The organism is Citrobacter sp. Cm046 (assembly GCF_030333065.1).
Lineage (GTDB): Bacteria > Pseudomonadota > Gammaproteobacteria > Enterobacterales > Enterobacteriaceae > Citrobacter > Citrobacter murliniae.
The window spans coordinates 377,216-400,816 of record NZ_JAOWGP010000037.1; the positions used below are offsets into that span (position 1 = coordinate 377,216).

General features: G+C 48.2%; 22 protein-coding genes. 5 read left to right on the forward strand and 17 right to left on the reverse strand.

Annotation, left to right across the window (positions count from 1 at the left end):
• Nucleotides 1-2: 2 nt before the first annotated feature.
• The 8 genes from OGX98_RS10590 to OGX98_RS10625 form a co-directional block, all read right to left on the reverse strand.
• Nucleotides 3-1,382 (reverse strand): Fe-S-containing protein, encoded by a 1,380-nt coding sequence (locus OGX98_RS10590; RefSeq protein WP_048221686.1) that lies wholly within the window; start codon nt 1,380-1,382, stop codon nt 3-5.
• 201 nt (nt 1,383-1,583) lie between these two features.
• The gene (locus tag OGX98_RS10595) at nt 1,584-2,111 is read right to left on the reverse strand and encodes an iron transporter (protein WP_045441492.1); all 528 of its coding nucleotides are present in this window, start codon (nt 2,109-2,111) and stop codon (nt 1,584-1,586) included.
• Between the two features lie 29 nt (nt 2,112-2,140).
• Complete coding sequence (locus OGX98_RS10600) at nt 2,141-4,090, reverse strand: FTR1 family iron permease (RefSeq protein ID WP_370637075.1); 1,950 nt, start codon at nt 4,088-4,090, stop codon at nt 2,141-2,143.
• 272 nt (nt 4,091-4,362) lie between these two features.
• Nucleotides 4,363-5,115 carry an NADH:ubiquinone reductase (Na(+)-transporting) subunit C gene (gene nqrC / locus OGX98_RS10605; RefSeq protein ID WP_200042075.1) on the reverse strand — a complete coding sequence of 251 codons (753 nt, stop codon included), beginning with the start codon at nt 5,113-5,115 and terminating at the stop codon, nt 4,363-4,365.
• Between the two features lie 195 nt (nt 5,116-5,310).
• Nucleotides 5,311-5,817, reverse strand: a complete 507-nt coding sequence (locus tag OGX98_RS10610; protein ID WP_045441489.1) for a protein disulfide oxidoreductase — start codon at nt 5,815-5,817, stop codon at nt 5,311-5,313.
• Nucleotides 5,807-6,430: a DsbA family protein gene (locus OGX98_RS10615; RefSeq protein ID WP_286595250.1), complete on the reverse strand. Its 624-nt coding sequence runs from the start codon at nt 6,428-6,430 to the stop codon at nt 5,807-5,809. Before OGX98_RS10615 ends, OGX98_RS10610 begins: the two co-directional genes overlap by 11 nt.
• Nucleotides 6,427-8,307 (reverse strand): protein-disulfide reductase DsbD family protein, encoded by a 1,881-nt coding sequence (locus OGX98_RS10620; RefSeq protein ID WP_048221689.1) that lies wholly within the window; start codon nt 8,305-8,307, stop codon nt 6,427-6,429. Before OGX98_RS10620 ends, OGX98_RS10615 begins: the two co-directional genes overlap by 4 nt.
• A 48-nt stretch (nt 8,308-8,355) precedes the next feature.
• Nucleotides 8,356-8,718 (reverse strand): copper resistance protein, encoded by a 363-nt coding sequence (locus OGX98_RS10625; protein WP_286595251.1) that lies wholly within the window; start codon nt 8,716-8,718, stop codon nt 8,356-8,358.
• A gap of 412 nt (nt 8,719-9,130) precedes the next feature.
• Between OGX98_RS10625 and dsbA the strand changes: the two genes are divergently transcribed.
• From dsbA to OGX98_RS10645, 4 genes are all read left to right on the forward strand, one after another.
• Nucleotides 9,131-9,754: a thiol:disulfide interchange protein DsbA gene (gene dsbA, locus OGX98_RS10630; protein WP_286595252.1), complete on the forward strand. Its 624-nt coding sequence runs from the start codon at nt 9,131-9,133 to the stop codon at nt 9,752-9,754.
• 216 nt (nt 9,755-9,970) lie between these two features.
• Entirely contained in the window at nt 9,971-10,891 is a 921-nt protein-coding gene (gene cbpA / locus OGX98_RS10635) for a curved DNA-binding protein (protein WP_048221691.1), read from the forward strand.
• Nucleotides 10,891-11,196, forward strand: a complete 306-nt coding sequence (cbpM, locus tag OGX98_RS10640; protein ID WP_045441483.1) for a chaperone modulator CbpM — start codon at nt 10,891-10,893, stop codon at nt 11,194-11,196. The genes cbpA and cbpM overlap by 1 nt, the downstream gene beginning before the upstream one ends.
• 142 nt (nt 11,197-11,338) lie before the next feature.
• Entirely contained in the window at nt 11,339-12,025 is a 687-nt protein-coding gene (locus OGX98_RS10645) for a Crp/Fnr family transcriptional regulator (RefSeq protein WP_045441482.1), read from the forward strand.
• A gap of 46 nt (nt 12,026-12,071) precedes the next feature.
• On the opposite strand, the gene OGX98_RS10650 is transcribed toward OGX98_RS10645, so the two are convergent.
• The 5 genes from OGX98_RS10650 to OGX98_RS10670 form a co-directional block, all read right to left on the reverse strand.
• Complete coding sequence (locus OGX98_RS10650) at nt 12,072-12,908, reverse strand: nucleoside-specific channel-forming Tsx family protein (protein ID WP_045441481.1); 837 nt, start codon at nt 12,906-12,908, stop codon at nt 12,072-12,074.
• Between the two features lie 95 nt (nt 12,909-13,003).
• Entirely contained in the window at nt 13,004-14,158 is a 1,155-nt protein-coding gene (tsgA, locus tag OGX98_RS10655; protein ID WP_045441480.1) for an MFS transporter TsgA, read from the reverse strand.
• Between the two features lie 38 nt (nt 14,159-14,196).
• Nucleotides 14,197-14,904, reverse strand: coding sequence for a purine-nucleoside phosphorylase (deoD, locus tag OGX98_RS10660; RefSeq protein WP_286595253.1), 708 nt, complete (start codon nt 14,902-14,904; stop codon nt 14,197-14,199).
• A 186-nt stretch (nt 14,905-15,090) separates the two neighbouring features.
• Entirely contained in the window at nt 15,091-15,447 is a 357-nt protein-coding gene (locus OGX98_RS10665) for a YcgJ family protein (RefSeq protein ID WP_045441478.1), read from the reverse strand.
• A gap of 78 nt (nt 15,448-15,525) precedes the next feature.
• Complete coding sequence (locus tag OGX98_RS10670) at nt 15,526-16,182, reverse strand: FadR/GntR family transcriptional regulator (protein ID WP_048221693.1); 657 nt, start codon at nt 16,180-16,182, stop codon at nt 15,526-15,528.
• Nucleotides 16,183-16,327: 145 nt separating this feature from the next.
• On the opposite strand from OGX98_RS10670, the gene OGX98_RS10675 reads away from it, so the two are divergent.
• Entirely contained in the window at nt 16,328-17,644 is a 1,317-nt protein-coding gene (locus OGX98_RS10675) for an anaerobic C4-dicarboxylate transporter family protein (RefSeq protein WP_081918197.1), read from the forward strand.
• Between the two features lie 89 nt (nt 17,645-17,733).
• Here OGX98_RS10675 and OGX98_RS10680 read toward each other — a convergent pair whose 3' ends face one another.
• The 4 genes from OGX98_RS10680 to OGX98_RS10695 form a co-directional block, all read right to left on the reverse strand.
• Entirely contained in the window at nt 17,734-19,050 is a 1,317-nt protein-coding gene (locus OGX98_RS10680) for an anaerobic C4-dicarboxylate transporter family protein (protein WP_045441476.1), read from the reverse strand.
• 62 nt (nt 19,051-19,112) lie between these two features.
• A complete protein-coding gene (argH, locus tag OGX98_RS10685; RefSeq protein WP_286595255.1) occupies nt 19,113-20,489 on the reverse strand; it encodes an argininosuccinate lyase in 1,377 nt (458 codons plus the stop codon).
• Between the two features lie 673 nt (nt 20,490-21,162).
• The gene (locus OGX98_RS10690; protein ID WP_286595256.1) at nt 21,163-22,410 is read right to left on the reverse strand and encodes a VasL domain-containing protein; all 1,248 of its coding nucleotides are present in this window, start codon (nt 22,408-22,410) and stop codon (nt 21,163-21,165) included.
• A gap of 220 nt (nt 22,411-22,630) precedes the next feature.
• The coding region (locus OGX98_RS10695) for a putative type VI secretion system effector (RefSeq protein ID WP_286595257.1) at nt 22,631-23,601 on the reverse strand (971 nt) is incomplete at its 5' end.

Genomic DNA, 23,601 nt, shown 5'->3' on the forward strand with positions numbered 1-23,601 from the left:
TGTTACTCCTCCCTCAGTTCGGCAGGTACGAACTGTTCCGGAGTGTTACGGAAGCGGTCGTAGTTTGCTTCAGACGAGAAGAACCAGGTTTTGCCACCATAGCTGTATTTGTAGTCAGCCGAGGTATTCGTCAACCGGGAACCATCAACCGGATCGGTCACATTAATGGTCATGACCGTCGAGAAGTAATTCACGCCCGCTGCCAGCTCTTTACCCGGGATCACCAGCTCTTTCTCATCATTACGCCAGTTTTCAATCGGCACCGGGTTACAACCGCCAGGTTTACCAATCGAAGGAATGAAAATGTGTACCCCGCAGGCCACGCAGATAACCTGATTCCCTTCCATCACGTAGCCCTGATCGCCGCAAAGCAGACAGGCGTCAAAAACCACGCCCAAACGCAATTTGTCGGGATAGCGGTTAATCACGAAAAAACGTACAGCTTTTCCGTCGTCTGCCACCCAGACAAAGCGGTGCAACTTGCCATCACGGAGTTGTTCTATCGGCAGATGTACCATGCCATCGCTGGCAAGTTGTACCGGAACTGCTTCTGATAACTGCGGCGGCTGAGATGCGACTTTTTCCCACCACAGTTGTCCGGCGATCACAACCACCGCGCATCCCAGCGTCACCAGCCAGAGACGGAACGCATTTCGACGATGCGCCAGTGCCAGTCGATGAGCAATCGGCTCATCGGTTTCACGCGTCAGGCGGATAGCACGCAGCAGCGCCGGTACCCAGCACAGCGCCAGAACAAGCAATAGAGCCGCTCCCAACCAGTTATATAACGCCGCGTTGTTTGTCACTTTGGCCACGAAGCTCAATAGCGATTTTGCCAGCGGTAGCACCTGCAGCTTCATTAACAACAGCAGTAGATTGCCGCTTAATGGCAGCCAAATCATGACCATCAGGATCAGTGTTAACGGCCAGTAGAGCCCGCGAATACGCCGTAACAGCATGGCGCAAAGTACTCCCGCCAGGCAGAGGATCGCAAAAGCCAATAGCATTGCCGTCAGATTCAGCAGCAGGTCGGTATTTAGCACATGGGTACTGGTTAATCCGCCAAGGTTAGGATCCAGCGCCCAGTGTCGAGCAGCGCCAAACACAAGGATACCCTGCCACAGGTAGCGAATGCGGTTTGATACCCACCAGAAGCTCAACACAAACAACAGCGTGATCATCACTTCGGTGCCGACCAGCAGCAATTGCACCGGCTGCGTGCCACGGAGTGTGAGTCCCGCCAGCACGCCAACGATCAAGCCTGTGAATAAGGTCCAGACGAGTGGGCGTAAAGAAGGAGGATCGTTGCGACTCCACAGAACCCCGGAGAGCAGCGCAATGCAGAAAAAAACCTGTAGCGTCGTGACAAAAAAATAACTCATAACATCGACTCTGTACGGCGGATTGAATGATGTAACTATCCAGGTACATCGATAATGTAGAGCCTGCCCATCAAACGTTCAGGCTTGCGGTCAGTTGGGAGATGAGCAGCGCAGAACAAACCGTGGGTACATGTCGTACTTAGGGATGTGAGCACTGCCCGGTCCAAAATGGCAAATAAAGCAGCCTGATGGGAAAAGCGCTTAGTTCAGGCCAACGTATTTAAATTCATAGCTCACATCAAATGGCTTCCACCAGCGACCAACACCCGTATCACTGTCTGTGTGACGGTGCATACCTGCTTTTGACGGTGGTTCGATGTGATAGGTCACTTTGTAGTTACCCACACCCATCATTTTGATGTTCGCGCCGTAATGAGGACCATCGCTGGCGACCATCGGCATGAAGGTACCTTCTTGTTTTTCACCTGTATCACTGTTAATTAAGGTGTAACTGATGGTCAGATAAGGGATCCATTCGCCTGCGCCGAAACCATTTTTACTGCCTTCCACTGCGTGAATATCCGCCTCAAGGTGAATATCGGCTTTTGCTGCCGGTAACCCCATGCCGCGCGGCTCCATATCGATCGGCTGCAGATAGACAGCAGCCAGTTCCATCTCATTCATGGTGACAGGCTCGCCTGCCGGATACTCCTTAAAGGCAAACGCAGCCGGAGCAGTGAAAATACTGGCCATCACTGCACTGGCAATCAGGGTTTTCTTCATGGTCATCAGACATATCCTCTCGTCTTAAATAACAGCTATAGATTATTTTTTATCGTTTCCCCAGGGACTGTGCTTTTCCGCCGCATCACCCACAGCGCCACCAGCGCTGCAAGCAGCAATACGGCCTGCGGTAATAACGTTTCCATGTAGGGATAAATTCCCAACCAGCTGATTTCAGGGAAGCCGTTAATCAACGTCGGCTGGAACAGTTTGCCTTCCACCAGTTCCAGAACCCCTTTGCCCGCAAACACAAAGGCCATCAGGTACATAAAACTGCCGGTAAACATAAAGAACGGCTTCAACGGCAGGCGTACTACCGAGTAGCGCATGAGCAGCCACGCGGCCAGCAGAACAACACAGCCGATAACAAAACCTGCAGCAATCGCCATATGCCCGGAAACATCATTCGCATCCCCGACCAGGGCGTAGTAAAACAGCACGGTTTCCGCCCCTTCGCGATAAACAGCCAGGAAGCTGGTCAGCCACAGTCCAACCAGTGAACCACGGGAAAGTGAGTGGGACAGCTTTCCTTCCAGCCAGGCTTTCCAGTGGCGTGCTTCGACCTTAGACAGTAACCAGTAGCTCATGAAGAACAGCATGACGACGGCAATCAGCATCGTTATGCCTTCGAGCAATTCACGACTGGCGCCAGAATTAGTGAACAGAAGCTGGAATATCACAGCGGTAATGACGCTGGCGATCAGCGCGACAATCACCGACTGACGAATAAGCGGTAACTTATCCTGGTGATTGTTTTTCACCATATAGGCCACGATAGCCGCCACAATAAGCAGTGCTTCCAGCCCTTCGCGAACAATGATCATCAGGCTATAGAGCAGCAGGCTCCACTGGGTCTCTTCGCCTTCTCCCAACATCGCCACCGCTTTTTGTAGATCCTGCTCCAGTGCGCTGGCTTCTGCGTTGAGCCTTTCCACTGGCTGACCCGCTTTCATCAGGCTAACCAGACGCGTAAAGTAAGCCTCCAGCGTGGTTTTAAACGCTGAGTCACGGGAGCCTATTTTGTTTTCCATACCGCTGGCTTCAAAGCGGTCAAAGTAACTGTCCTGCACATCCAGAATGGCATTCTTCGCATCGCCCCCTTGATAGCGGGCAATCGCTTCCTGAATACTTTGATTGATACCCATCGACACCGCAGTCCAGTCTGCGCGTGCTTTGTCATCCTCTGCCGCTGGAGCGTTACCCGTATTTTGCGACGCTGCAACCTGCTGTTCGTCACGGGTAGTGGGCAGACCGGGCAGAAGATCCTCAATATCCTGTAACAACGTTGTGACCTGATAAGAAACATCATTGAGGTGATCCGGCTGCGCGGTGAGCGCAATCAGCGCAGAAAATTGCTGATTAATCGCTGCTGCGTCTTTTGCCGATCGATTCTGTCTGATCGACATTTCCATCTCTGAGTTTTTAAAACCCTGATAGTGCGCCTGTTGAACGTGCTGGCTGGCAACGCTGAGATTCCCGGCCTGATAGTTATTTACTGCCTGGGCCAGCAAATCGTCGATAGTGCGGAAACTCTCTTGCCAGTGTACGGCGATATCGGTTCTGGAAAACGCATTGTGCTGCTCTTCGGCAACCAGGCGATGCCCGCCATCCAGCACAGGTTCAACTTCACGCAGCGATGCCTTCAGCCAGTCGATTTTAGCCTGCACGTCAGAGAGAGATTTTTTTTCGCCAATCATGCGACGGATCTCACCGAAAGCACTTTCCATCTCATAACTCTTGCTGGCGGAAATGTTGATACGAATCGGACCTTCAAGGTTTTCGAATACCTCAAAGTAGGCCATTTGCACCGTGCGACGCGCTTCATCAGTTTGCTGTTGAGAGTAAAGTTCTGCCGTTTTATCAAGACGTTGCTCGATATCCTCAATAAACGGGGCATAGTTTGTTGCAGCCCATACGTGAAGGCTTACAAGCAAGCCACACAAAGTGAACAGCAGGAAAGAGCAGAACTTACGCACGGTACGCATCCCGTAAAATACAAATGATAATTATTATCATTATCGATTTTTGACTGCGTTGTACATGACCTGGATCATAAAAATGTCAACGGGTGACAAGTTATGTAAATTTATTTCATGAAAATGTGATGGATACGAAGTTGAGGCTGGCAGGATTTATTAATGAAGCCGTTAATTCAGGAGTATTTATACACCGTGCAGAATAGCGTTCCCCCATACTCGCTGACACAAATGAAGCCGACAGCGGGCATGAGGGAAAACGTTATTTAAAACAAAAAATGTCAGGGCATCATTATATCAGGATCACGAGTAATACGTTGTAGAAAACGACCATAACCCTGTTCGCCTGTCCAGTAGTTAATACTTTTCTCTACCCCCGTCGATGTCAGAGTCGCACCAGAAATACCATCTACCGTATATTCATCGATATGCTCTGGTTTTTCCTGAATTATTCTCAGCGCCGGCTTCCCGTTATTATCAACCACTTTTTTACCCAGCCATTGTTTACGCCAGTTCTCATCTTCCACTCTGGCCCCCAAAAAAGGAGTTTCCCGCTGCTGGTAGTAATACAGGTTTTTAACTGTACGCCCGTCAAGGTCAAGAGCAAGGAAGGCGTGCATCATAGACTTCGCCCCTTTACCGAAAACAGGAATTATAATTTGTTGAATTTTATTGTTTTTATTTTTCACCAGATAAACATCTGCAATTACGCAGCGCTGGTGGATCCTGGCGGGATCATGCTCCGGAGCGAGCTTCTTACATCCTTGCGTTATGGCATCGTCAGCTACCCACTCCCCGGAATCCAGATTGACCTTTCGCGCTAAAATATAACGTTGAAATAAATTATTTATAGTTTTTTCATCCTGTGCATCTGATTTTAGCAAGCCCGCAGCATGCAGAATGGCGGCATTTTTCTCTTCACTGGTCGGTTCGGTGACTTCCCCCTGGAACACCATAAACCAGGCAATAGCGGCAATAAAAATAAGGACACAAAACACCATCATTGATGCAACAATAACTTTACCCTTGTGCATTATTCTATAATCCCTGTAAGAAATAAGATATTTAAAACGCCTTCAGGTATGCCATTACCTTTGTAGATTTGCAACTACAGAAGCGATGAAAACTATATAATTATTTCGATATAGCTTTGGGCTTTAATATCAGAACAACATGTTTTTACTGCCATTTTATCGTATAAAAAATGCCGGGTTTCCCCGGCACAAAAATCACCACGTTTTCGCCCACCACAGCCGTATCTTCATCCCCCAGTAGCTGGTCCAGCCACTGGTTGTCGATACCACACGACCTTGCGACATCACCACTAGCGTGGGAGTGACGCTAATATCCCAACTGCGGGATATTGTGCCCTCAGCATCGTTAATAACCGGAAATGCCACACCTTTGCGCGACAGCCAGTGAGCAACATCCGCTTCGCTGCCGGAACGTAGCGCGATGGTCATAATGTTTTCCCCTTCTGATCGCAGCCTGGCGACTTCCGGCGTGGTGAAGCGACACACACCACACCAGCTTGCCCAGAAATAGATCAGCACCGGCTCCTCATTACTGAGTGCGGCGAGGGTGACTGTTTCGCCATCCAGCGTCTGCAAAGGCGTACTGTCAAACGATGCTGGCAGTTGAGGCGCGCGCCATACATCCATCAGCAGCATCGCCCCGGCTAACAACGCCAGTAAGATCAGCCCTTCGCGCAGCCAACGACGCAGTTTACCGCTCATTGGCAGCCGCCAGTTTTTCTTTGACCACTTCTTCAAGCGTTTCCCACGACACAGCGCCTGGTATAAGCTCATCACCAATTATCGTAGCCGGCGTTCCCCGCACACCCACCAGCCGCGCCAGTTGCAGGTTAGTGCTCAGTGTCTCTGAACTTTTATCATCCAGATTTACCGGAGTGGCTGCGGCTTTTTCCTGCGCCTGCTTAATACTGGCAGCCGTGTGGTAGCCCCTCTTCTGCATCAGTTTTTCATGCAGCGCCAGAAACTGCTGCGGATGCTCGCGCCACGTTGTCAGCGCAGTCCGCGCCGACAGTACGGAGCTTTCCCCTTTAAACGGCAGCGGTTTAATCACCACCGCCACGTCAGGATACTTTTGCACAATTTTTACCAGCATAGGATCCAGTTGCTTGCAGTACGGACAGTTGTAATCGGTGAAGTTTATCAGCGTCAGTTTCGCCTGCTTTGTACCAATATGCGGGCTGTCAGGATCGTTAAACAGCGCTTCCTGAATGAGCGCTTCAATTTGCTTTTCCTGTTCCGGTGTAAACGGTGCAGGCTCTTTCGCTACGCTGACGGTTGAAAACAAGGCTAACAGCAAAACAATCAGGATCTTCATGGATTGACTCCTTTGGCATCTGCCAGTGTTTTTAACACCGCCTCGCGGGTTAACAATGTTGGCAACGCCTGACCTTCCGGCAGACCGGGGCCATAAATTTGGTTAAACGGCACAGCAACCTGGCCACGTTTTTTCAGAAATGCGGTGATGGCTTCAGAAGGCAGCGTCCAGTCGCCGCGTAACGCCACTACATCAGGCTGTTGCAGTGCGGCCTGGACGTCTTCTTTATGCAATACGTTGTATTTATTTACCTTACAGGTAATGCACCAGTCGGCGGTTACATCAACGACTACGCGCTTATGTTGGGCAAGCGCATCGTCGATGGCCTGCTCGCTAAGCGGTTGCCAGTTCACACTCTCTTTCACTGCACTTTGTGTGAAAACACCCAGATGCGGGAGCAGTAACGTTGCCAGCCAGATAGCAGAGCCGAGCATCATCACCCCCAGAAGACGTCGCAGGATGTTCATCCAGCGCCCCGGACGTGGTAACCGCAATGCCAGACCCGGTCGGAGAGCCACCAACAGCCATGGCAAGCTCATGCCCAGCCCCAGTGCGAGAAAAAGTCCCCATAGCGTTGGAAGTGAAGCCGTAAGCGCCACCGCTACCGCGGTCCCGAGAAACGGTGCACTGCACGGCGTGGCGAGCAGCGTAGCAAAAGCGCCCTGCCAGAAATGCCCTGCCAGACCGTTGCCACCGCGAGTAGCCAGCGTGGTTGTCATTGTGGAAGGAAGCCGGAATTCAAACAATCCGAACAGACTGGCGCTAAACGCCAGCATTACCAGCACCATAACGCCAATAAACCACGGGCTCTGGAACTGGATCCCCCAGCCGAGTGCCTGATTGGTCATACGCAGCACCGTCATCAGCAATGCCAGGGCCATAAATGAGACCAGAATTCCGGCCACCGACGCCAGAAACTGACGGCGAACCTGACGACGACTTTTCTCTTCGACAAGCAAAATTGAACCCAGCTTCATGCCCAAAACCGGTAGCACACAGGGCATCAGGTTCAGGATCAGACCACCCAGCAGCGCCATCGCAACCACCTGCCACATCGCAGGTGCGGCGGTATCCGCAGCCGGAGCATCTCCTATAGCAAGTCGACTTTCCTGCGCAACGCCATTATCAGCCAGGACCAGCGTGACCCGCTTGCCGCGTAAATCCGGTGCGCCTTCTCCCCAACTGTCATGGACAGGTACTGTCGCCAGCAGCGTGTCTCCATCAATGCGGATTTGCGGCATACCGAAATCCACATCATCGACGGTATCCAGATAAAGTCCGGGCGTAGACCAGCCTCCCGCGCGGTGCGCTTCGACCACCAACTCTCCAGCCCGCGCCCCTGCGCTGAGCGTATCTGTCAGGCCGCTGGCAAGCGGGATCTGCCCCATTGCCTGGGCATAATCATGCGCAAATGTCGGATCCTGAACAGAAGGTGTTACGGAAAAAGGAAAATCCGTCAGCAGGCAGACATTGCTGCACGTTGATAGCGTCAATACGCCATTGATCGTGGCTGGCAGCGTGCCGTGTACCACCATCGGGAATGTCACCTTATCGTGATACCCCTGGGTAGTGATATTGGCGACCTCAAAGCGCGCAGGCGTTGGCCAGAACCAATCCACTGCGGGCATTTCACCTTTCCAGGTGACAGACGGCGCGACACCCCCCTCTCCCGGCGAACGCCAGTAGGTTTTCCAGCCATCTTCCAGCTTCACATCCAGCAGTAGACGGGCTTGCCCTTCAGCAGATGTATCGGCACGCAGCCGGACGCTGGCATGGTCGTTATCGGGTGAACGCAGCCAGCCGATGTCAGCCGCCCAGGATACGGGCAGCCATAGCAATAACAGGCAGAACAGCGCCTGCCTGAAAACAGTCATCATATTTTTTCTCCGTGAATGATTATCTAACAGTCAGCAACAACGGTTTGGTCATTCACGGAAGACACAGAATCTGAGATGAACCCTAAGCGTGGGCGGCGAGATGGCTCGCGGTGGGAAAAAAGGCAGACGAAAAGCCCGCACTGGCGCTAACAGCGACAGAAGCAGGCATAGCACCAGGATCGCCCCTTCAAACAGCACAGGCGGCGACGCCAGTAACGACTTCGCGCTCAATTCACAAGGGGTAACGGGTGAGGCGTCATCGGTATCCGTTTGCGCGCTCGCGACGACAGCAGTGGCGGCGGTATTCATCTGCAACGCATGCAGACCCGCTATGCGTTGCGCGGTGCAAACTATCACCACAACACATGCCAGGCAGAGGAACCACCATCCCATCCGTTGACGTTTCGCCATTATACCCTCACTGATTGACGCGAGTTATCTTAGCCACTGGTGAGGTTTTGGCAACCTTTACGCTGTAAAGTTATGTCGGTACCGGAGATTAACATCTGCTGTTCATTATCACACCCGGCCACGAAATAATAATCAATGCCAGCAATAATTTCACAATCAAAAATGGCACCTCTAATGAAACAACATGAAAATATCACCACAGGTATTATTCATTATTTTCGAGGCATCTCCGAGAAAACCCCGTGATAGATTATAAGAAAATATTAAAAATGTACTTTCGCGTATTGATGCGTAAATGAAAGTAAGGACTAGAGCATTTCCTCAATAAAAACAATATTATAATCAAACGGACTAATATCTTGTCCATTATAAAAACGCTTTGTTTGTTAAATGTTATTCAGAGTATATGGAAATGAAAAAATATTTATTACCCCTGATCGGCTTACTTTTTACCGTTAGCACTCAAGCCGCATCATTTACCGATGGCAAGCAGTTCATCTCACTGGAGAAACCCGTACCTGCAGCACCAGCAGCACTGAAGTTTTTCTCCTTCTATTGTCCCTCCTGCTATCAGTATGATGAAGTTTTCAAAGTGACTGATAACGTGAAAAAAGTCTTGCCCGCTGATGTCACACTCACCGAGTATCATGTCGACTTTTTAGGTCCTCTGGGACCAGACATGACGCATGCCTGGTCAGTTGCCATGTTGTTAAACGTGGAAGATAAAGTCAAACCTTTACTGTTTGATGCCGTTCAGAAAAAACAAACCATTAAAACAGCGGACGATATTCGCAATATATTTATCAACGCCGGTGTGAGTGCCAGTGATTATGACGCAGCATGGAATAGTTTTGCCGTGAAATCATTGACAGCCAAACAACAAGAGCTGGCTAAAACTGTAGATTTAAAAGGCGTACCCGCAATCTTTATCAAGGGTAAATATATGATTAATCCTAAAGGATTAAATTCAGATGACGTAAATTCTTTTGTGCAGAGCTACGCTGACACTGTCCAGTATCTTATTTCCCGCCCCTGATGTTGAGTTAATACCGTTATACGCACCACACAACAGGATCCAGCCCCTCTCTGGTGACTGTTGGTGGTGTAATGCCTGTTCCTTGTCATATCGTCTTCTCCTCCTTTCATGTCATGGTTGGCATTCACCCTTATGAGGATTACCCTAAACTTATTGGTAGATGCCTTTCCCCAGAGGTATCCTTCTTCTATGTGTTGATTTACACGAGAGAGCGCTATGGAATTAAAGGATTATTACGCCATCATGGGCGTGAAACCGACGGACGATCTCAAGACAATCAAGACCGCCTATCGTCGACTCGCCCGCAAATACCATCCCGATGTCAGTAAAGAATCCGATGCCGAAGCCCGTTTTAAAGAAGTTGCTGAAGCATGGGAAGTACTGAGCGATGAACAACGCAGAGCCGAGTACGATCAGTTGTGGCAGCACCGCAACGACCCGCAGTTCAACCGTCAGTTCCAGCAGGGCGATGGACAGAATTACAATGCTGAAGACTTCGACGACATTTTCTCCTCTATTTTTGGCAAGCATGCTCACCATTCACGGCAGCGTCATGCCAGTCGGGGTCACGATATCGAAATTGAAGTTGCCGTTTTTCTCGAAGAAACGCTTACTGAGCATAGCCGTACCATCAGTTACAGCCTGCCGGTATACAATGCTTTTGGTCTGGTAGAGCGCGAAATTCCGAAAACGCTGAACGTGAAAATTCCGGCCGGCGTGGGTAACGGCCAACGCATTCGTTTGAAAGGCCAGGGTACTCCCGGTGAGAACGGTGGACCGAACGGCGATTTATGGCTGGTCATTCATATTGCGCCTCATCCGCTGTTTGACATTGTTAATCAGGATCTGGAAATTGTCGTTCCCCTCGCCCCGTGGGAAGCCGCTTTGGGCGCGAAAGTTACCGTACCCACCCTCAAAGAGAGCATTCTGCTGACTATCCCACCTGGTAGCCAGGCCGGGCAGCGTTTACGAATTAAGGGCAAGGGGTTGGTAAGCAAAAAACATACCGGCGACCTGTATGCAGTGATCAAAATCGTGATGCCACCAAAACCTGACGACAACAGCGCCGCACTGTGGCAACAGCTGGCAGAGGCACAGAAGTCCTTTGATCCGCGCAAAGAGTGGGGGAAAGCATAATGGCTAACGTTACCGTCACCTTTACTATTACCGAGTTTTGTCTGCACACCGGCGTTTCTGCAGAGGAACTTAATGAGATTGTCGGTTTAGGGGTAATAGAACCCCGTGAAGACGAGACTGCCCACTGGCAGTTTGACGATCATGCCCTGGCCGTTGTGCAGCGCGCTTTGCGCCTGCGCCAGGAGCTGGAGCTTGACTGGCCAGGAATAGCCGTTGCGTTGACATTACTGGAAGAGAACGCACATTTACGACAGGAAAACCGCTTGCTGAGACAGCGTCTGTCCCGCTTTATCTCTCATCCATGACGCATTTATTGCCAGTCACCGGGGGCAGCATCGCTCTGCCCCTTTTTTCTCCCGTCAGTCCCACCCCAGCGTTAATGACATTAACCGGCAGATAGCATACATTCTGAGGTAAGAATTATCCTAAAGCATAAGACGTTGAGCCATGCAGCTTAAACCACTCACAAAAGGCCGTTTTCATAACATCTGGCAGCAAGATGATGCCTTTATCGAGAAGACATTCCAGGAACTGCTATCAGAGACACAGCTCATTCATGAGGATGAGTATCTCTATCATCAGGGGCAGGTTGTCGACCGTCTGATTATGGTGCAATCAGGAAGAATCTCTCTGCGTTACAGCGCTGAGAATGGTCGCCGTTTTCAACTTGGCGCGATGGAGTGTGACGAACAACTTTTTGGTGAGATGGAGTTCTTTACGGGCTATCGCTGCCAGCTTGATATTGTGGCCGAAGAGCCGCTCACCGTTGCGGTATGTAGTTGCGATCGGCTGGAAGAAGCGTTAAATCAGCACCCCAGACTGGCAATCTTCTTCGCCAGCGCAATGGCTGTCGACTACCAGGATATGCTGGAAATTTTCCTGCACCGGATGCTCTATCCGATCGTGCATAACGTGGCTTACGATCTTTATCGACAGCATCAAAACAAGCAACCCATGGATGGTTTCAGTAAAAAATATCAGGAAGCTGAGCGATTCGGCACTACCGACCGGGTCTACCGACGGGCGGTTAAAGCGCTTACTGATGCAGGCCTGGTAACGCAAACAAAGCAAGGCCTGGAAATCAAAGATCTGGATGGGCTACGGCAATTTCTGGGAAACGACATCATCGACTGACACACCAACACCGGGTCCGGAATGTTGGCGTGTCCGTCAACAACAATTAGAACTTATAGGTAAGGCTGAAGTAATGGCCGATACCCGTTGTACGCCCTGCTCCGCCGTGATTTTCCATCAATGCCATATTACGGAAATACTTCAATCCGTAACCCACTGCGTAGTGCTCTGAATGCCAGTAAATGCCGTTATACCATTCAATCGCGTTGTTGCTGTACAACGCCTGATCAGCAATCTTATTGGCAGCAAACTGGTAGTCAAAGTACCCCTGATAGTTTAAATAGCTGCCATTGGCGAAATGATAAAACGGCGTCGACCAGTTTGTTGAAAACATGTAGCCATCCCACTTACCTTCGTTATCTGCACCATAGTTTTCACGAACGTAGTGAGCGTAGAGATTCATCCCCACCATACCGAACCACGGTACCTTAACATCTGTTCCCAGGCCGATATAATGTTCGAATAATTCCCGGTCACCAATGTTGTTCACGGTTGAGATATAGAATTCGTTAAACGGGCCAACAGATAAATCTCTGTTAAAGATGGCATCAAGTGAAAAACGCGGTGATATTTTGGCAAAAAAGTTATCACCACCGTGACGATCGTCATGCTTGCTATCAAAAACATCAAAGAAATCAACGTAACCATAAAGATCGACAATACCAGAGCGAGCACCAAATTCCAGTTCAAGATACGTGTCGTTGCGAATGCCATAAGGAACCTTAGCATCAACGCTTTGCATTAAATTCATCTGCATCCAGTTGAAATCATTCTTCCGAATATTGCCATCAGTATAATCAGCAGCAACAGCATGGGCACACCCCATACTCATAACAGCGCCAACCACCAGATTTTTAATCATTGATATATTTTTCCGCAACATATTCAATTCCTTTGAGAAAGATTGAACGGCGCCACACACAGAATAGTTGTGTGGCGATAGTTCTTAATTAGAGGAAGGTAAGTGTTTTGCAATAATTATTGACGTTTGAGCTTCAGTGTTCCCAGCAACATGATAAAAATAACCAAATACAATACTGGTATTGCGTACATAATTTTTTGCAATCCCATCGTTTTTTCCATTACCGCGCTGATTGCCGGGCTAAACATTGCTCCTGCACTACCGCTAATTAAAATGTAAGAAACGTTCTGGCTACTTGCACGCTTCACAAAAGAAACACCGTAAGCAATAAAGGAGTTATACAGTGCGGCGCACACAAAGCCATAACTGTAGGCCAGATAATCTAACCCTGAAATATCTTTCTTCGTTACAATGATCGTAGTGATAATACAAGCCAGCAAAATAATACTTAACAGGAAATAATGTATCTTCACGCGGGCAACAATCCCGGTTGACACTAACGCGCCGACCAGTGCGGCCCCCCAATACTGAGTAATAATATTTCCGGCTTCTTCAAATGGAATACCAAATTTATTCTTAACAAACAGAGGTGCCCATGTCAGGAAGGTATAAAGCGCCAACATACCTAAAAACAGACCAATCCCACCGCTGATAATCCCAGGATTCCACTCTGACTTCACCGCTTCTGTCTGGCCAGAAACATGTGTTGTTTCGCAAGCTGCAAAGCGAGTTAGTGCCACAATCCCAAGGGTCAGTAAGGCCACCATACCAACGCTAAGGTAGCTGTAACTCCATGACATATTGTGGGTTAGCGCGAAGGTCGTAATCAACGGGAAAACCACCCCCGCAACGTTAAACGTAGCATCCTGCACCACCAGCATCGTACTCTGAATACGATCCTGCCAGACAGAAACCACGATCGTACCTGCCACGCATAGGCCAATACCGCCACAAAAACCGACGAGGGTCATAGCGACCATCACTGGCCATAAACCACTACTTAAATGCATTGTCAGTGCGCACAGGAAAACTATCGAATAGATAATTAACGTCATACGTTTTACACCGACTTTTTCAATCAGGAAAAAAGCGGCGATCGTGCCCGCTAATGCCCCTCCGTTCAGTAACGAAAAAATAGATGCGACAGCATTCACATCGGCATTGTAACGCATTGCAATCGGTTCAATCAGCATACCAAACTGACTGGCAAACCCTGCCATAATAAAATTTGCCAGAAAACTAATCAGCGTAAGTGCTATTTTATTCTTCATATAAAGACATCCCTGATTGGTTCAATAAAATTTCTTCGCTAAGCTGTAACTGCTGTATTCAGTGCCAGCTCAATCATATTATTAAAGGTTAATTGCCGTTCCTCCGCAGTCGTTTCTTCTCCCGTCAGGCAGTGATCAGACACTGTTAAAATCGCCAGCGCCTCAATCCCAAACTGATGTGCTAAGGCATACAATCCAGCCACTTCCATATCGACTCCCAGAACACCAAACTTCTCCAGTGCAGGAATTAAATTATCATCAGGATCGTAATAAAGATCGCCACTGAAAACATTTCCGACTTTGATATCAATGCCCGCTTTTTGCGCCAGAACCCATGCTTGTTGTAATAATGGGAAGTGTGCCGACGTTGCCATTGTATAGCCAGAACTACGTTTCAGATTCGTGACTGAGTCCGTGCCGGCTGCGACGGCAAGAATAATATCGCGCATTTTAATATGATGCTGTGTTGCCCCCAGACTACCCACCCGAATAATTCTCTGGACACCAAAATCATGTACCAGCTCATGTGCATATAACGTCATCGACGGTATTCCCATACCGTGACCCATTACTGAAACAGGTTGTCCGGAATAGTATCCGGTATAACCCAGCATATTGCGCACGTTGGTAACTTCCCGATAATCTACCAGGTAATTTTCAGCAATAAACTTAGCGCGTAACGGATCACCAGGCATAATAACAGTTGAAGCAAAATCACCCGGTTTGGCATTAATATGTGCAGTCATAACAATTCCTGAATCAGTTATATTGAAGATATGCAGGGATTGTAACCAGACGTATGCAGAGAATTGAGGACAAAAGTCCTGCTGAGAGGATCGGCCTCTCATTTTTGAGAGTTATTGTTGTTGCGTTGCCGTCCGGGGAAAACACCGCCACCCCGCGCGACAGTCACGGGGGGAAATCATGTCATATCAGGGCTTATCAGCGTGACCAAACAGTAACGCGGTATAATGGGGGTTCACTTTTCCGCTACGCTTACCGTCCGGACCAAAATAGCGATCGTCCCGGCACAGACGCTCATTGGTGTCACAAAACAGACCGCCCCGGAATGTAAAAGCGGTTGTATCAAATTGCCCGGCCGCTGCCAGTTTTTCGCCCTGCTTCTTGCCGACATACCTGGTGGTCAGCGCCACCGATATACCGTGCTTATTGGCACAGATCGATTTATCACACAGCACGCCCGGGGCCGGACTGTATGGCTCAACTGTCGCTGCGTTCACTGGCAATGACAGAACACTCACTGCCAGCAGGCCCAACACTTTTATCATCTTTCTCTCCTTATATTCTTCGCCAGCCGCTTTTGCCTGCTTCTCTCATCCGAACGGAATGACACCCGGGCGTAATATTTACAGTCGCTTTTCCAGTAAATGCGCTCTCATCAACTCCGAGGCGGCCTGTGCATCACCCTTTTTAATATGCGCCAGGATCTCTCTTTGTTTCGTCGCTGTATCAATGAAATACTGGCGGTCGTTGGCGGGTAATGACTCTCTGGTTTTTTCAAAGTAGGTAATCAGAACGTCAGAAAAAACCTGCAGGACACGATTGCCACTCGCCTGTAGCAGGAGTAAATGAAAATCCCTGTCATGACGGTCAGCTTCCTGCGGATTGTCAGCGTTTTCCTCAATAAGCCGGAGTTCGTTTTCAAGTTTTGACAGCATTGCTGGAAAAATTCTTCGCGTTGCCAGAGGAATGATAGCGCACTCGATTAAGATCCTTGCCTCAGTAAACTCTGAGATATCAAACCCGGACAGGTCAAACTGCATCAACAGTTGGTTATTTATGTTATGAGAACCCACATTTTTTAACACACTACCCCGTCGGGGAGCGCGCTCAAGCATTCCCATTTGCACAAGCGTCCCGAGCGCCTGGCGAACTTTATATCTTGATGTATTAAAACGAATTGCAAGTTCAGTTTCTGTTTCGATACGTCCATCAGCATCTCGGTTTGCATCATCAAGCAGATAATTTTTAATATTTTCAAATAGTTCGTTTTTCTTATCCATATACACTCTCAGATTAAGGTACCGAAACAATCGTAAGTATAAATAATACAATAAGTTGAGTTAATTATTTTATTGTTATGATAAGATTATAACCCCTTATTATTCAAATTATATTAAGCTATTTGTTAATAAAAAGGAATTAATTATGATGTTATTCGTAACTCAGTTTGCGATAGTTCTTACATGTATTGGTATAGGCGGGCGTTTTGGCGGGATTGGTTTGGGTGCTGCGGGTGGGTTAGGACTGGCAATCCTGACTTTTGGATTTGGACTCCCCCCCGATTCTCCTCCGATAACAGTCATCTCCATCATTCTGGCTGTTATCACGTGTATCACTATTCTTCAGGCAGCTGGCGGTCTTGATTTATTTGTTACTATGGCGGAGCGGATCCTAAGGAAATGGCCAGGTGCAATAACCTTTCTGGGCCCTGCTGTTGCTTACCTTTTTACCGCTATTTGCGGGACAGGATATGTCGCTTTTTCCGTTTATCCGGTGATTGCAGAAATTGCAGCCGATGCCAGGGTTCGGCCAGAGCGAGCAATGTCGATGTCAGTTATTGCCGCTAATTTCGGTCTCATTGCCAGCCCGGTAAGTGCAGTCGTTACCGGAACAATCGCCGTTCTTGCCGGATTACATGTATCGGCTTTGGATATCCTGTCTGTCACAGTCCCCGGCACATTTCTTGGCTGTCTTGTTGGCTGTTTGTTTGTCTTTAAACGAGGTCATGAACTCGAAGATGATCCTGAATTTCAGCGCAGGATTGCGGAAGGTGAGTTTGAGTCAATAAAGGCTGAAGAACGCACTGCCAGCATGGTGACAAAAGAGGCAAAGAGAGGGTTGCTGATTTTCCTTACCGGTATCATCCTGGTTGTCGTTATGGGGTCAATTCCTGAATTACGTCCGGTGTGGAATAACGGTACCGGGATGGAGCGCATGAGCATCCCGACAACGTTGCAGATAATTATGCTGACAACAGCATGTATTATTATGATGGTGTGCCGAATTTCGCCTTCAAAACTCGACTCAGGATCTGTATTTAAAGCAGGACTGGTGGGAGTGGTCGCCATATTTGGTCTGTCATGGATGATGAACTCCTTCTTTGAGGCATGGCACGAATTATTTAACACCGCTTTCCACGGTTTTCATAATCCGGTGCTGTTTGGCATTATTGTGTTCGGTCTTTCCGCTGTGATTTACAGTCCGGCAGCGACGGCTGTGGCATTACTGCCTGCGGGTGTGTTAATGGGATATCCGGCAGAAACATTAATTGCCTTGCTTCCGGTAACCTGCGGATCATTCATTATTCCGGGGGGAGCGCAGATTGGCTGTGTTGCTTTCGACCGTACAGGAACAACACGTATTGGTAAGTATGTAGTGAATCACAGCTATATGTTACCAGGTCTGGTTACCGTTCTCGCCTCAACCATTTTCTGCTTTCTCATTTCTAATTTACTGGCGTAGCGCCGAAGCGACTGGAGAAAGTCTGCAAGGCATCCCCTTCTGATGAAGCACAGAAGAGGATGCCTGTAATTAGATTTACTACGCAAACTTTAAAGGACAACCTGAGCAATCAGGTAGGCAAAAATAACCTGAGAAATGACCATAACAAAACCCGGGCGAATGTAGCTGTGGTTGATAACAAACCGCCCTATTTTAGTCGTACCTGTCCTGTCAAACGCAACACAACCAATTTGGTTGGCACCTGGAATAATGAAGTCTCCACATGTACAGGCAAGTATTGCGATTAGAAACGGCGCGGGAATATTTAGCGTAACACCTAACGGCATAATAGCAGCAACCGTTGCAGCAGGGCTCATAATAACCAGGGAGAACAAGAAAACAACCACGCCAAAGAGCATCGGAGCACCACTAACAATCCCCCCAAACACTTTTATCAGTTCTGGTTGGTAGGCATCAAAAAAGGTCGCTGTCATCCATGAAACACCGAGGATTGCTACCACCCCCATTAGACCTGCGCGGAAGACAGACCCCGTATTGAACGTATTACTGGGGACTTTGCTGACAATCATAATAAACAGCGCGGCTGTCAGCATGATCATCTGAATAACCATTGGCGTTGATAGCCTTTTCCCATCCCATGAAGGCAGAAGTCCGGTAAAAGATCCCAGGATGAGCACCAACATCACGCCAACTGCAAATATCGCGACGCCTTTTTTGGCACCTGGCGTAGCAACATACTCTTTTTTCTGCTCATTATGCATGAACTCATATTCACCAGCAGCAACACGGCGCTGAAACTCTGGATCATCTTCCAGCTCTTTACCGCGTTTGTAGACAGAAAAACTGGTAACAATTGCCGCCATAAAAAATGAAGGGAGAGCAATTGTCAGTATCTGTCCAAGAGTAATGCCGGCATATTCATGCAAAATAGCAAGCATCCCTGCGGTAGCTGCGCTCATCGGGCTGGCTGCGACCGCAACACTGGCAGCAATAACAGTTGCAGATAACGCTCGTTCTGGACGAACCTTCGCCTCCGCCGCAACTTCAGCAACAACAGGATACAATGAGAATGCAACGTACGTGGTACCGCAGAATAGTGTAAATATGGAAGTTAATATTGGCGCAACAAACGTAATAGCCTGAGGTTTTTTACGCAGTAATTTTTCAGCCACACGCACAAGATAATCAAGCCCACCTGCGGCCTGCAATATACTCACTGCCCCAATAACACAAATAATAATTAACATGGCCGTAATTGATGGTGCGGAGGGTTTTAGTCCAAAACCTAAAACTAATATTGTTACACCAAGCCCACCACCCGCACCGAGCCCCATTCCGCCATAGCGCCCACCGATACCAATACAGGCGAGCACAATAAATAATTGTATAAAGAATAAAGCGTCCATTTTTCACCTTAAAGCACCTCCCGAATATTGCACCCGGGAGGCATTGATTATTATGACAGGGATTACTTTAAATAAGACTTGGCATTTTCAATTTGTTTTTTAACTGCATCAGGTCCGGTTCCGCCATAAGACATTCTCGCTTTAATACAGGATTCTAAGGAGATGCTATCGTAAATATCGTTCTCAATTTTATCATCAAAAGAATGGAACTCTTCTAATGTGAGTTCTTCTAGCATCTTTTTATGTTTAATACAGTAATTCACTGCACTACCAACAATATGATGGGCTTCCCTGAATGGGATCCCTTTGCGGACAAGATAATCTGCCATATCAGTCGCATTAGAGAATCCTCTGGCAGCGGCATCGCGAGTATTCTCCGAAAGAACAGTCATTTTCTCGAGCATAGGAGCCATAATTTTCAGGCTGGTTTGCAGAGTATCCATAGAATCATAGACCTGCTCTTTATCCTCACTCATATCAGTATTATAGGCGAGAGGGATCCCTTTCATGATGGTCAGCATTGCCATCAGATTTCCGTACATACGGCCACCTTTACCCCGCATTTTCTCAGCAACATCAGGATTTTTTTTCTGTGGCATGATGCTGGAACCCGTACAAAAATCATCAGAAAGCTCAATAAATTTGAAGTCCTGGCTGGAGAATAAAACCAGTTCTTCTGAAAGACGGGTGAGATGCATAAAACATACAGCTGCGGCTGCGGTAAACTCGACCATATGATCGCGGTCACTTACGGAATCAATACTGTTTTCTGTTGGCTTATCAAAACCCAATTCATGAGCGGTAAACTCACGATCAATTGGGAAAGTGGTACCTGCGAGGGCCGCCGCACCTAACGGACACTCACCCATGCGTTGATAGAGATCTTCGAATCGCGTCCAGTCACGGCGTAACATCCAGTAATACGCCATAATCCAGTGTGAAAGAAGAATAGGCTGACCTGTTTGTAAGTGGGTATAACCAGGCATTATCGCATTAATATTATTTTCAGCTTTGGCGATGATAATTTTTTGAAGATTGACAATATCCTGCTGAATTTCCCGAATTGTTGCTCTCATATGCATTTTAGAGTCAACGGTAGTTTGGTCGTTACGACTGCGCCCGGTATGCAACTTCCCACCAACAGGACCAATAATTTCTGTCATTCGTCTCTCAATAGCCATATGAATATCTTCATCAGCCGTATCGAAAACAAATTGCCCATCTTCAATCTCTTTATCTACCTGCCTCAGGCCACCAATGATGGTATTTGCTTCACTCTCAGTAATAATTCCCTGACGGCCCAACATTGTGGCGTGCGCAATACTCCCTTTAATATCAAAAGGGCAAAGACGCTGCTCCAGCATAATGGTCGCGTTATATGATTCGACTAGTTTATTTGTCGGCATATCAAAACGCCCACCCCATAACTTCGTAGACATAAAAACCTCCAGTATAAGTGTTGCAGAATGGTTAAATTTGGATTTAATCAGTTTTAATTCGTCCTCAGATTACAAAAGCACCATCTTAATTGTCAACAAATGAAGGCATTAAATCAATTTATACAGATATTAAATATATTTATTAAGCTTTATTACTTTCGCATTTATGGCTAAAAAATAAGATGTAGATCACATTTAAATGCAACTTGATTCAAAGTTGCATTTATTAAAGGCGCAAAAATGGAATAGAGATTATTTTATTTGGCGACAATTGAGGGGGGTATGTTTATTTTGGAGGGGGCAGCAGAAACGAATTTGCCCATCAGCAGGCTGGCCTTCGGTGAGAGACATGGATGTCTCTCATTAATCCCGATGAGCTTACTCTGGTAAGTGACTTGGGTAAGCGAACGTAGTCAACGCCGAGGAAGCGTGAAGGATGACGTGTATATCAACGTGGGATACCTGGATCATGAGTGATCTGGGTGGCAGGTAACGGATAAAAAACTCGGGCAAGAGAATCCCATACAAAGAGAGGTCCAACTCCCTCTTTTATCTGGCGGCAGATGGTGCGCTACGCGATGGCGATTATTACTGATACTAAAGCAAAAAATCGCCCCCCCGGCGACAAACAGCTCCCGCGCGCAGCGGTCGTTGGACACTCATAACCCTTCTTTTAGGGCTTTACTGTCTGTTGTTTTATCAGCATGTAACGGTTAATTAGCTGATGCAGATGCATATCCGTTTGCAGCATCAAGGCTTCTGGCGATTGTGCTCCAGCATCCATCAGACTCAGTTGGTACAGTTGTTCTTCAACTGGCACCGCCCGACTAAAATTCTGTGTGATGGCAAAGACCATCGATTTCAGTTCTGAGCCGGTCAGGTATTTCCCTTTGCGCTCATCCAGTGCATTCAGGCGCTGAGTTAATACCTGCAGACCACCCATGCCCTCATGCCAGCCAGAAAGCGATGATGCAGGCAAAGCGTTACTGCTGATGTAACGCTGCCATTGCACTTTCAATTTTTCAGCTTCAGTTGGTTGAGCAGTAGCAGCAAGCACAAAGCCGTAGTTTTGCAGCCACAGTGGTGATAGCTGCGCCAGCTCTGTCAGGGCGGCCTCATTTGCCACTATGGGTAACGGGCTGCTGGTTGGCGGATTTATTTGCTGCCAGCCCCACAGCCCTGCTGAACCCAGCACCAGCGTGGTCAGCACTCCCCCCACAAAACTTTTCCACGAACAGCCCGTTCCCGGCTCAGAAGATTCAGGCACAATGCGTGGTGTGGCGAGGTCCTCACGGACAATGTAAATCAGAGGTTCAGACGGAACAGCAGATACCGGACTCACTGAGCTAACAGATGACGCGGGTATGGTCACAGCTCCCGTGTCACCACTGCCTGCATCAATATTTTCGAGGCGTATCACCGCATTATGCATAAAGGCGCACAGCTCCCCTATCTGACTGGCGTTTTTTAACTCCAGACGCTGCAAATGCTTACACAAAGCATCAAGGTGCTCTTCCGCCCTGTAAACCTGTGGCAGGTCAACATAATTCAGATCCAGCGTCCGCAACACTGAGTGCAGGCGCTGGGTGAATCCAGCGAGGATCTCCATCCTGGCATGGACCGGTTGCGGCCAGAGCGTTCCCCATTGATGCATCAACAAGGCTTCCAGAACAGCCAGCCCTTCATTAAGCCCCACCAGCCCCGCCATCCGTGTGCGTGCCAGCGTATACCAGCACGCCGTTTGCAGTTCGACGCCGTTCTGGCGAAACAATGCCAGACTCAGTTGCTCAACACGTCCCCAGTCAACATCAGGCCGCGCCGGGTGTGAGAGTTTGGCAAGCTCATCACGCAGAGCAGCATAATCCGCCAGCAGGCGCGGATCGCCGCCAGTTTTAACTTTACGAGAGTGAATGTCATTCATGACCAGATATCCATTTAACCTGTATGCTGCATCGAAGGGGTATTCTCAGCCGCTATAGCTCCTTGCGCGCATGAACAAGCGCCCCGGTGAGGTAACGCGTTCTCCGACATGGCGACTCATCTCCATGCCTCCGTCACACCCAGACCGTACAAAAATATCGGCATAAATTTTATTACCCGATTTTTGTCACGCAGAACGATAGCGCAGAGATCAAAAGTGATTACGTGCGGGTAGTCGTATCGAGGTAGTAAAACCAACTTTCTCCTGAGTAAATAAATTTACTACTGGGGCACACAGGCCTGCTCTTATCACCAGGGTCATGCCACTTACCTTTGGCTATTAATTCTTGCTCGCATTCTTTTGTTATCTTATTAAGATTAACTCTGAAGACGTTTTTCATACCCAGCAGAACAAGTATTTCCTCCGCCAGTTTGCAACAGGTTGGCGCACAGGCTTTGTAAGCATAAAATGCTATTAACCCACTAAAAGGTAGTGCCAGCCCAAGCATCATTAATAAAAAAACAGAATACTTCTCCCAAAAATCATCCCCACCCCACCCTACATCAATTATAGATTTAATCAGACAAACACATATAAACATAAACATAAATACACATATCAAAATCATCATATTTTTAATTCGCCACTGCATATGAGCAATATGCCCCATATCGCATTTCGGACAAATTGAAACTATTCGCTCTTCAGGAAGGGCAATGGCATATACTTCATAATGGTCATGCTGCCACTCTGCAATCATGTCCACATTGTCTCCAGCCTTAAGACGGGTTGTTCCCACCCAGCCCCGAAAGGGTTTGCCGTTAATTGTGCCTTGAACATATTCAGCCGTGTCATTTGATGATTCACTCTCGGCCATAATTACCGCCCCAACGCCAGGACTCCCTGCTGCAATAGCAATTGCTGCGGCTGCACCACGCTGGCCACCGGATGTATCCGGCAGACTGCTGGTCCGGTACGCCTTGACGTCAAAATATTCCCGAAAACATTCGCTACTGAAGGACTCCAGGCGGCCACTAATTTTTTCCAGGGGACCATATGGCGGTAATACCGGCGGTGGCGGTAGCTCCCTTGTCCACGGTCTGCCGTTCATCAGTTCGATTTCTTGCTTAGTCCGTAAATCAGCTAATTTTTCAGGCTTGATAAACCGAGAACATATCTGCTTCTGTTCAA

What these genes read in the sequence shown, in the direction of transcription:
- OGX98_RS10645 (WP_045441482.1), top strand. Translation starts at nt 11,339, where the DNA reads ATGCAGCTTAAACCACTCACAAAAGGCCGTTTTCATAACATCTGGCAG.
- OGX98_RS10590 (WP_048221686.1), bottom strand. Translation starts at nt 1,382, where the DNA reads ATGAGTTATTTTTTTGTCACGACGCTACAGGTTTTTTTCTGCATTGCG.
- OGX98_RS10650 (WP_045441481.1), bottom strand. Translation starts at nt 12,908, where the DNA reads ATGTTGCGGAAAAATATATCAATGATTAAAAATCTGGTGGTTGGCGCT.
- argH (WP_286595255.1), bottom strand. Translation starts at nt 20,489, where the DNA reads ATGTCTACGAAGTTATGGGGTGGGCGTTTTGATATGCCGACAAATAAA.
- deoD (WP_286595253.1), bottom strand. Translation starts at nt 14,904, where the DNA reads ATGACTGCACATATTAATGCCAAACCGGGTGATTTTGCTTCAACTGTT.
- OGX98_RS10690 (WP_286595256.1), bottom strand. Translation starts at nt 22,410, where the DNA reads ATGAATGACATTCACTCTCGTAAAGTTAAAACTGGCGGCGATCCGCGC.
- OGX98_RS10670 (WP_048221693.1), bottom strand. Translation starts at nt 16,182, where the DNA reads ATGGATAAGAAAAACGAACTATTTGAAAATATTAAAAATTATCTGCTT.
- OGX98_RS10675 (WP_081918197.1), top strand. Translation starts at nt 16,328, where the DNA reads ATGATGTTATTCGTAACTCAGTTTGCGATAGTTCTTACATGTATTGGT.
- tsgA (WP_045441480.1), bottom strand. Translation starts at nt 14,158, where the DNA reads ATGAAGAATAAAATAGCACTTACGCTGATTAGTTTTCTGGCAAATTTT.
- nqrC (WP_200042075.1), bottom strand. Translation starts at nt 5,115, where the DNA reads ATGCACAAGGGTAAAGTTATTGTTGCATCAATGATGGTGTTTTGTGTC.
- OGX98_RS10620 (WP_048221689.1), bottom strand. Translation starts at nt 8,307, where the DNA reads ATGATGACTGTTTTCAGGCAGGCGCTGTTCTGCCTGTTATTGCTATGG.
- OGX98_RS10625 (WP_286595251.1), bottom strand. Translation starts at nt 8,718, where the DNA reads ATGGCGAAACGTCAACGGATGGGATGGTGGTTCCTCTGCCTGGCATGT.
- OGX98_RS10610 (WP_045441489.1), bottom strand. Translation starts at nt 5,817, where the DNA reads ATGAGCGGTAAACTGCGTCGTTGGCTGCGCGAAGGGCTGATCTTACTG.
- cbpM (WP_045441483.1), top strand. Translation starts at nt 10,891, where the DNA reads ATGGCTAACGTTACCGTCACCTTTACTATTACCGAGTTTTGTCTGCAC.
- OGX98_RS10595 (WP_045441492.1), bottom strand. Translation starts at nt 2,111, where the DNA reads ATGACCATGAAGAAAACCCTGATTGCCAGTGCAGTGATGGCCAGTATT.
- cbpA (WP_048221691.1), top strand. Translation starts at nt 9,971, where the DNA reads ATGGAATTAAAGGATTATTACGCCATCATGGGCGTGAAACCGACGGAC.
- dsbA (WP_286595252.1), top strand. Translation starts at nt 9,131, where the DNA reads ATGAAAAAATATTTATTACCCCTGATCGGCTTACTTTTTACCGTTAGC.
- OGX98_RS10615 (WP_286595250.1), bottom strand. Translation starts at nt 6,430, where the DNA reads ATGAAGATCCTGATTGTTTTGCTGTTAGCCTTGTTTTCAACCGTCAGC.
- OGX98_RS10680 (WP_045441476.1), bottom strand. Translation starts at nt 19,050, where the DNA reads ATGGACGCTTTATTCTTTATACAATTATTTATTGTGCTCGCCTGTATT.
- OGX98_RS10600 (WP_370637075.1), bottom strand. Translation starts at nt 4,090, where the DNA reads ATGCGTACCGTGCGTAAGTTCTGCTCTTTCCTGCTGTTCACTTTGTGT.
- OGX98_RS10665 (WP_045441478.1), bottom strand. Translation starts at nt 15,447, where the DNA reads ATGATAAAAGTGTTGGGCCTGCTGGCAGTGAGTGTTCTGTCATTGCCA.